The 8,335-nt window shown below is 61.4% G+C and carries 8 protein-coding genes and 2 pseudogenes; 5 read left to right on the top strand and 5 right to left on the bottom strand.

Going from position 1 to position 8,335, the window contains the following annotated elements:
- Positions 1-284 (bottom strand): annotated as a pseudogene (locus tag J7I79_RS21195) (IS3 family transposase); the annotation flags it as partial.
- A gap of 573 nt (positions 285-857) precedes the next feature.
- Here J7I79_RS21195 and J7I79_RS21190 point away from each other — a divergent pair.
- Both J7I79_RS21190 and J7I79_RS21185 read left to right on the top strand, forming a co-directional pair.
- Positions 858-1,082 (top strand): hypothetical protein, encoded by a 225-nt coding sequence (locus J7I79_RS21190; protein WP_214956721.1) that lies wholly within the window; start codon positions 858-860, stop codon positions 1,080-1,082.
- Positions 1,083-1,309: 227 nt separating this feature from the next.
- Positions 1,310-1,807, top strand: a complete 498-nt coding sequence (locus J7I79_RS21185; protein WP_214956719.1) for a universal stress protein — start codon at positions 1,310-1,312, stop codon at positions 1,805-1,807.
- Positions 1,808-2,360: 553 nt separating this feature from the next.
- On the opposite strand, the gene J7I79_RS21180 is transcribed toward J7I79_RS21185, so the two are convergent.
- A complete protein-coding gene (locus J7I79_RS21180) occupies positions 2,361-2,747 on the bottom strand; it encodes a transposase (protein WP_214956717.1) in 387 nt (128 codons plus the stop codon).
- Between the two features lie 271 nt (positions 2,748-3,018).
- Between J7I79_RS21180 and istA the strand changes: the two genes are divergently transcribed.
- Positions 3,019-4,236: an IS21 family transposase gene (istA, locus tag J7I79_RS21175; RefSeq protein ID WP_214956715.1), complete on the top strand. Its 1,218-nt coding sequence runs from the start codon at positions 3,019-3,021 to the stop codon at positions 4,234-4,236.
- On the top strand, positions 4,236-5,120 hold the full coding sequence (istB, locus tag J7I79_RS21170; RefSeq protein WP_311380636.1) for an IS21-like element helper ATPase IstB: 885 nt from the start codon (positions 4,236-4,238) through the stop codon (positions 5,118-5,120). Before istA ends, istB begins: the two co-directional genes overlap by 1 nt.
- A 495-nt stretch (positions 5,121-5,615) precedes the next feature.
- Here the strand turns inward: istB and J7I79_RS24405 are convergent, their stop codons facing one another.
- The 3 genes from J7I79_RS24405 to J7I79_RS21160 form a co-directional block, all read right to left on the bottom strand.
- Positions 5,616-5,966: a hypothetical protein gene (locus tag J7I79_RS24405; RefSeq protein WP_251043121.1), complete on the bottom strand. Its 351-nt coding sequence runs from the start codon at positions 5,964-5,966 to the stop codon at positions 5,616-5,618.
- 29 nt (positions 5,967-5,995) lie between these two features.
- Positions 5,996-6,622 carry a serine hydrolase gene (locus tag J7I79_RS24400; RefSeq protein ID WP_311380635.1) on the bottom strand — a complete coding sequence of 209 codons (627 nt, stop codon included), beginning with the start codon at positions 6,620-6,622 and terminating at the stop codon, positions 5,996-5,998.
- A 928-nt stretch (positions 6,623-7,550) separates the two neighbouring features.
- The gene (locus J7I79_RS21160) at positions 7,551-7,775 is read right to left on the bottom strand and encodes a hypothetical protein (protein ID WP_214956714.1); all 225 of its coding nucleotides are present in this window, start codon (positions 7,773-7,775) and stop codon (positions 7,551-7,553) included.
- Positions 7,776-8,124: 349 nt separating this feature from the next.
- On the opposite strand from J7I79_RS21160, the pseudogene J7I79_RS21155 reads away from it, so the two are divergent.
- A pseudogene (locus J7I79_RS21155) lies at positions 8,125-8,335 on the top strand (2-oxoglutarate dehydrogenase, E2 component, dihydrolipoamide succinyltransferase); the annotation flags it as partial.

Here is an 8,335-nt window from a genome sequence, read left to right as displayed (position 1 = left end):
CATCGGTGGATCGAGGCTAAGAACGCCTGTAGTTTTCCCATCAGATCCAGGGCTGCCTCGGTCTTCTTCAACCGGCTCTCACTCACCTCTAAGTGAAGGCGCAAACGCGCGTTCTCGGCCTGGTCCGCAGAGAGCTTCCCGATCGATTCCCCGGCCTTCTTCCCGGCCAGGACACCGGCGTCACGCAGCCGCCGCCACTCGGTCATCTGCGAGGAATACAGCCCCTCCCGGCGCAAGAACGCACCACCCTCACTGTTCTCGCACGCGCTCTCGTACGCGGCCAAAAACTCAAGCTTCTGGACCGGGCTGAACGACCGTCGAGACCGCGGACCACCAGCCCGCGGCCCGGAACTACTACTGCTACTACTCACAGCACTATCTTCGCGTACCGCACTCAAAACTGGACTGGACATGATTACTGGATTCCTGGCTCTCGCCCCACGCGATTAAACGGACTTGCTATGAGCCGTTGGTATCGTTCCAGCCTGACACGTAGGGGCCCGGCTCCTGAAGCTGTCCGGGTAGAGGACTTCGGACGATTGTATCCAGCCACAGGGGCGCTTCAGGCCGTGTCCCGTCTATGCAGGGCTTCCCAAGTGACTATTTGATGAAGCCCGATACCGTGACGCCGCCGCTGAATTGCAATGGGAATCCGACCTCTATCGAGCCTCAGGCCAGGACCGGCTCGCGGAAGGCTCCAGAGAGGCCATGCAACGCTCCCATGAGGCGCACACCAAAGAATAGGACGAAAGTCTTCCCCGTTAGCTCAGAGGCCTGTGGACTCCGGTCCCGTGACGTCCTGCCCTCACCTTGACGTCAAATGGGGGCCGTCCGATACTGGGGCACAGGAGGGCGCCGTGGAAAATCTAACCTGGATCATCATCCTGCTGGTACCGTCGCTGGGCTTCTTCGGCTACCTGATCGTCGGGAACATTCGCGTGTCTCGCAGGCGGAAGGCTCTGGGACTGCCGCCTCTGGAACTCACCCCGCGCCGGCATTTCAGGAACCGCCGAAGGAAAACCATCAAGTACGTCCTGGCTGACGACATCAAACACCCCGACAGCGACGAAAGAGCTGCATAGCCGACACTCCGGTAGCGCCACTGCGTGGTTCACGCCGAAGCGGTCGCCCCGTGGCGTCCCATCTTCTTGGTTCTATGATCCAACCGCCTGTCGTGGGCTGTCGTGACTGCCGAGTCAGTTGCCGTACAGTCAGCACATTTTTGTGCAGCGTCGGCTGCGCCTCAGAGACGCCTCACCGCATCCGATCTACGATTACGGCGTGCACTCACCGATAGAGGAGCGAAGCCATGAATGAGCCCGCCGGGTCTGACGTCTTTGTGCCGCGGCGGGTCACCGGACCGGTTCTGGCAGCTGTCGTGCCCGGGCAACCGTTGGGGGTCGTGCACCGCGCCGCGGAACTTGCGTACACCCTAGACGTCAAGCTGCTCTGTGCGTACGTGGACATTACGAGCTACCTCGCCGACGAGCCGGACAACGGACCCGTTGACGACGCTGAAGCCACCAGTGCCGGGATCCGGGACCGTCTCGGGAACACCTTGGACGGCACCGGAGTGCGCTGGTCCTTCCAGACGCTCGCGGGCGACCCGGCCGGGGCACTGGGCCAATTTGCGGAATCCGCAAACGCATCGGTCATCGTCGTTGGCACCCGCGAACTTGGCCTGGGAATCCGGCTGGAGCAGCTGCTTGTCGGTTCGGTCGCAGTCGAGCTCACACACCGCCAGCCCCGGCCAGTTCTGGTCATCCCGCTCCCACGACAGGGCCCCTCAGACGACCTCACTGACTGAAATTCCGGGCCTACACAAGCCAGTTGCGATTATCAGCCGTTGAGGAGGCGTTCCCCACGTGTTTCGAACCCCACTTCCGACTCGAATGAGCCCTCCGCTCTCCACCGCTTGGATCTCTGGCGGCATGTATAAGTTGATATCCCTGACTTGACCAGAGCGACGGAAACGGCCCGATTGCGCCCGGTGTAGAATCCCCTTCATGACTTTGGGGGAAGTTTTCAGGACCTGGAGATCGGTGCGTTCAGCACGGAAGGCCGCGTCCCGGGCAGCATGCGAGGTCTGCGGCGGGCCGCTCGGGGACGATCCCTGCTTGGCGTACTACCGGACCTGCTCGGCAGAATGCGAGGAGACAGCCGGCTCCTACTGGCGCATGTAGGCAGGCGCACGCGAGTTCTGCCTCGGCGGGGCGATGAGGCCCGTTACGCCACCCTTGAGGGAAGCTGCCGCTCACGGACTCTGAAAGTCTGTCAGTCGGACTGCAGGAGCAGTACCCGATGAAGAAGGCTCTCAGCCCTCCCTAACCAGCTGTTAGTCCCTGCCGTAACGACTCATGTCAAGATGCTCGCGAAAGTGTTGTGCGTGCCTCAGCTATTTGTGCTCGCGTGGATGATGCTTCCAGGGCCCGGGTTTTGGCTGCTGCGAGGGCGATGAGTTGGGTTTGGATGGTGGTGATGCCTCGGGTGAGGTCGGCCGGGTTGGTGATTGCCATTAGGTCCGCGAGTTCAGCGGCTTTGGCTTCGGTGAGGATTCCGGAGCCGCTGACGCGTTGGTACGGGGTCCGGGGCTTGTCGTAGATGCGGGTCTTTTTCCCGTGTTTGTTGGAGCGCCAGCCGGTTGCTTTTGTGGTGGCGGTGAAGAGGTTCAGCCGGACCCGGACGAGAGCGTCCCATTTCCTAGGTTCTCTCGGGGTCCGATCGGCCTGTGGCGGACTGTGGCACAAGCTTGATCGCTTGCTTGCTGGCCGACGGGTTCTCTCCGTGTGCGGTGCGGGAAACAGTAAGCGAGTTAGTTGGGCTTGCGACGACCTCAATCAGCCGCTCCTTGGAACTGGGCACTTTCGGCTGCGTAAGTCCCGGCTTTGCTCAACATACGGCCAACTCCCCTGGCCCTTGGAAGCAACGGTCCGGGTCAGGGAAGGTGTCGGTGACGGTCGAAAACTGAGCCATTGTGATGGTTGAAAACTGAGCCACCTGTTCCAAACGATTGGGTGGGTGATCACAGTGGAGGATTGGGCGCTTATTCGGCGGTTGCATCTTGCCGAGGGTGAGTCGATGAGGTCGATAGCGGCGCGGCTGGGTATTTCCCGGAACACTGTCGCGAAGGCTGTCAGCGCTGACGGACCACCAACGTACGTCCGTGCGCCCCAGGACACCGGCATCAAGGCGGTAGAGCCGGCAATCCGTGCGTTGCTGCAGGAAAACCCGCGGATGCCGGCGACTGTGTTGGCCGAGCGGGTGGGCTGGTCCGGGTCCCCGGCCTGGTTCAGGGAAAACGTGGCCAGGATCCGTCCGGAGTATGCCCCGGCAGATCCTGCCGACCGGATCAGTTACGAGCCAGGTGACCAGGCGCAGTGCGATCTGTGGTTCCCGGAGGTGCGGATCCCTGTCGGGACCGGCAAGCCCAGAGTCCTGCCGGTGCTGGTGATGGTGTCCTCGCATTCCCGTTTCATCATGGCCCGGATGATCCCGTCCCGGATGACCGGTGACCTGCTGGCCGGGATGTGGGAGTTGATCGGCGCCCTGGGGGCGGTTCCGCGGCGGCTGATCTGGGACAACGAGACCGGCATCGGACGGCGGAACAGCTACGCCACCGGCGTTTCGGCGTTCGCCGGCGTCCTCGCCACCAGGATCGTGCAGGTCAAACCCTACGACCCGGAGAGCAAAGGCATCGTGGAGCGGGCAAACCAGTTCCTGGAAACTTCCTTCCTGCCCGGACGGGCCTTCACCTCGCCTGAGGACTTCAACGCCCAGCTCGGCCAGTGGCTGCCCCTGGCCAACACCCGGCTGGTCCGGCGGACCGGTGCCCGGCCTGCTGAGCTGATCGGCCAGGATAAGGCGGCGATGCTGGGATTGCCACCAGTTCCGCCCGTGACCGGATTCGCCGCGCGGGTCCGGCTCCCAAGGGACTACTACGTCCGGATGGGATCCAACGACTACTCCGTCCACCCGCAGGCCATCGGCAGGTTCGTCGAAGTTACCGCGGACCTGGAAACCGTCACGATCAGCCTGGACGGCAGATCCGTCGGAGACCACCCCCGATCCTGGGGAACCGGGGCGACGATCACCGACCCGGACCATGTCGAGGCCGCCCGGACCCTGCGGAAAGCCTTCCAGAACCCGGCGCCTTCCTCGGACACGGCCGGGCTAAGGGATCTTGCCGACTACGACCGGGCATTCGGCGTCGTCCTCGATGACGGGCAGGTCGCCTGATGCCCGGTGCCAAGGAAACCACCGGCCAGATCGAGTACTACTCCCGGGCTATGAAGGCACCACGGATCCGGGAAGCAGCTGCGAGGCTCGCGGACCAGGCCCGTGACAACGGCTGGACCCATGAGGAATACCTCGCCGCTGTCCTGTCCCGGGAAGTCGCCGCGAGGGAAGCCTCCGGCGCCGAGACCCGGGCCCGGGCAGCCGGGTTCCCCGCCCGCAAATCGCTCGAGGACTTCAGCTTCGATCACCAGCCCGGCCTCAAACGCGACACCATCGCGCATCTGGCCACCGGCGCGTTCCTCACCGAAGCGTCCAACATCGTGCTGCTCGGGCCGCCCGGAACCGGCAAAACACACCTCGCCACCGGACTGGGACTACGGGCCACCCAGCTGGGCCACCGGGTCCTGTTTGCCACCGCCATCGACTGGGTCGCCCGGCTCCAGAGCGCCCATCAGAACGGCAGACTGCCCCAGGAACTGGTCAGGCTGCGCCGCTACGGGCTGATCATCGTGGACGAGGTCGGCTACATCCCGTTTGAGCAGGACGCCGCGAATCTGTTCTTCCAGCTCGTCTCATCACGCTACGAGCACGCCTCACTGATCCTGACCTCTAACCTGCCCTTCGCGCGTTGGGGCGACGTGTTCGGCGACCAGGTCGTCGCCTCAGCCATGATCGACCGGACGTCCACCACGCGGAAGTCGTCACCCTCAAAGGCGCTAGCTACCGCCTCAAGCACACACAGGCGGACTCATTGCCCTCGACAAGACCGGAGAATGCGGCAGAATAGCCACGTCAACGTGGCTCAGTTTTCAACCCACGAAATGGCTCACTTTTCGACCATCGCTGACAGGAGGGGCTCCTGGAGAAGCCAGTGCATGGCCTGATCGCGGGAGGTGTGAAAAACCGAGTTGGACACGGGAGGGTCCGCCGCGCCATAGCGAAGTTAGCAATAACACGACTGACCGGGCTTGAGCCAAGCAGGGCAATCCGTGAAGCAGCGCACCGGACGCTAAAGACGGACTTGGCCTGGCGGGTCACCTCTTGGGTGTTCGTTATGTCGATCAACATCGGATACTCGGCACCATCGGCAACTTCATTGACCGTTGCCATCGCCGCATGTACATCGGCGGCCACCAGAATAGTCCCTGGCTTCCACACAAGGTGAAGAACTCCCTCGGCATCGAGTTCCACGGTGCCCTTGCCGCTGCCAACAGTTATTTGTTTCGTCTTTTGCTGTGACTGTTAGTTGGGAATGGCGGCCTTTTCACAGTTCAAATGGCGGTTCCGAAGTTGTCTGGGCCGACGACTGTCCGGACATTCCGTCGTGGTTGTTGTTGGCCGTCTTTTTTTTGGGGGGCACCGATTGCGGAAGCAATGGCTTACTGGCAGAGCCGGTCAAGGGTTTCCAGAAGGGCTGAGGCTATCTGGCCACTCCACAGTTCATGCTTTTTGTCGGACTCTGGGTCTTCAAGGGGCGAGGGTATCGGTCCCGGCACGAAGGTCATGGCTGCTTGGTACCGCCCGTCGGTACTGCTCATCGCGATCGTGCGGTAATCCCAGAAGCCGCCCTTTCCGCCGAATCGGGGAGCACCGCTGCAGTCTTCAGACCACTCCCAAATGCCCAATCCATAGGGAGCAAAACTCGTCTTCTTCTTCATCTCTTCCAGGGAGATCGCCGAGATTAACTGGCCGCGGAAGAGGGCAGCGAAGAAGTCGTTGACGTCGGACATCGTGGAAATCACTCCGTGGGACGGCGAACCTATCTGTTCTTGAGTCTGGGTGCCGCCCAACGCTGACCCCGGAGCGAAATGTACCCGTGGATCATGTCAGATGCTTCACTCTGCAGCTCACTAATTGTGGTCCGGCTCAGTCCGAGTGGACTGAAGATATCGTCGCGGAGAATATCCGCATAGGGCCTCCCACGGAAGTTCTCCAAGAGCTGACCAAGAGCCAGGTAGTTGGAGTTCGAATATCGGAAAGTCCCAATATCCTCTGCGTCCCATGGCAGCGTGCCGGTGATTTCAAGATCCCGCTGCAGGCTTATCTTCTGATTCACCGCGGGAACAACGTCGTCGAGCGTTCTGAACGTCACCTGCTGGTAGTCGGGCATCCCTGAAGTGTGGGACAGCAGCTGGCGGACCGTGATCAGACCGGGAGGTTTCAGAACCGTTGTGAAGCTTTCAAGGACGCCGTTGACAGGTGCGTCGAGTCCGATCAGGCCGTCGTCGACGAGTTTCAGCACGGAGACGGCGGTCATTGACTTGGTGACACTCGCTACCGACACCAAGTCATCGGGCTGGGCTGGCTGCTTGCTATCTAGATCGCGGACGCCATAGGCCTTCGACCATTCCCCGCCGGGCCACCTTACCTGCGCTACGACAGCCACACCTCCTTGGTCGATGAATGACCGCATCGCGAAGTCGAGCGAATCGGTGGCAGTTGGGCCAGTGGGTGAGGGAGAAGGGGAAGGGCCTGCACACGTGCACCCGGCGAGGGCTAGCGCGAGTGTCGCAGCGGACACACGGAACAGTCTGGTCTTGGATTGCATGAGAACCGCCGTGAATCGGCCCGGACTTGTTTGGACCGCAGGAGGCGCCGTCCCCGGCCAGAGCATACTCGGCGCCGTAGCCCCAGCAGCACAATTCTAGGCCTATGAGATTCGCTGGTCGAGGAACCGCGGTCAGTCCCCGGAACTGCTGCACTGCGTTCATTGGCCAGGACTTCAGCAAAGATTCCGGGATGGTCTTCTGGTAGAAGCCGTCGCTGTCGGCACCGAAGTGCAGCACAGGGGATCGTGAAGTGCAGATACCGCGCCAAGCGGGTTGGTTGGCCCTAACCAGGCGATTCCTTGACAGAGCTGGCCACCGTCCCGCGCTTGGCCCGGCCCTTCTTCGTGAAGGCAGCCATGAAACGAATAAGCAGGGCAGGGGCCAGGAATCACGCGTATTTTTGCTGTTTACTCGAAAGTTTCCACGGACGAAAGACGCTCACCATGAGTGTCATTTTCAGAAGTCGCCTGCACTGAATGTCAGAAGTCGTCTGCACTGCGACTGTGTGTGTTCGCAGGCGGGAACCGTCTAAGAAACGTTCTTCCCAGTTTGCTGCTCGGCTATCCAGGCTTGGACAAGATAGCTCTCCACTGCTTCTGTGGCCACCAGATCTCTCATGCGGCTCCGACCATTCGCCTGAATCCTAAACCTGTAGACCGAGGGTTCCTCGATGGTGCCGATGTTGAGCACATCACCCATCGTTGGACCATAAAGATTCACCGTGCCCGGGGGCAACTCAAAATCGAAGTCTTCCCAGGCATCTTCTCAATCAACGGTAGTGTCCTCTGCCGGCTCAGCCGGCAAGACTTCAATCTGTAATTCGACGGGCCCCCTGTTGATGCCGGTCTCAAAGAGGATCTCGTTAAATTCCCGTCCCTCATCATGGCCACGGGCTGCCATGGCCTCGGCCAGCGTTCTGGGCGGCGGCACAACATCAAGAACCACCGAACCTTCCGCGGCGAATACAACTCCAGTTGTAGATATGAGCATGACCCGATCCTAAGTCCATGAAAAGGCGGCTTACTCTGAGTATGTCAAGTAATTGTGGCCCCGCTGGGACGGTTGAAAGTGGCCCCAGGTGATCTGTTAATCTCCGCGAGAGTGTTTGCCGCTTTGGTATTGCAAGCAAGGGTTTATTCAAGTTACTTTTCCAACCTATTGTGCTTTGCCGGGTTTTAGGTGAGTATGCATCTCAGGCCCTCGATGACGTCGGCTGATCGGCCGAATCTTGGGGGTTTTGGTGCGTCTTCGTCATGGGCTTTTGTCCTTCATTGTTGTGACTTCAGTGGCCTTGGCGGGGATCGGTACACCGGCTGTCGCCGCCCCGGACACATCACCATTGACGGCTCCCGCAGCACCGGCCCCTCCTGCGCCGCCCGTGACGGACGCGGCGCTCGAGCCGGTACCTGAGCCGGTACCTTTCGAGCCGGCTCCCGGCGACGAAGTCGCCGCAGCCGACGCCGAGGGCACACCAATCATCCCGGAGGAAGCACCGGCCGCGCTGGCCGTCGCCGCCCTGGTTCCGGCCACCGGGGCGAACGGGGCCGCAT

Source organism: Arthrobacter sp. ISL-69, assembly GCF_018613775.1.
GTDB lineage: Bacteria > Actinomycetota > Actinomycetes > Actinomycetales > Micrococcaceae > Arthrobacter.
The sequence above is the reverse complement of the archived record's forward strand: the minus strand, read 5'-3'. Positions and strand labels throughout refer to the sequence as shown.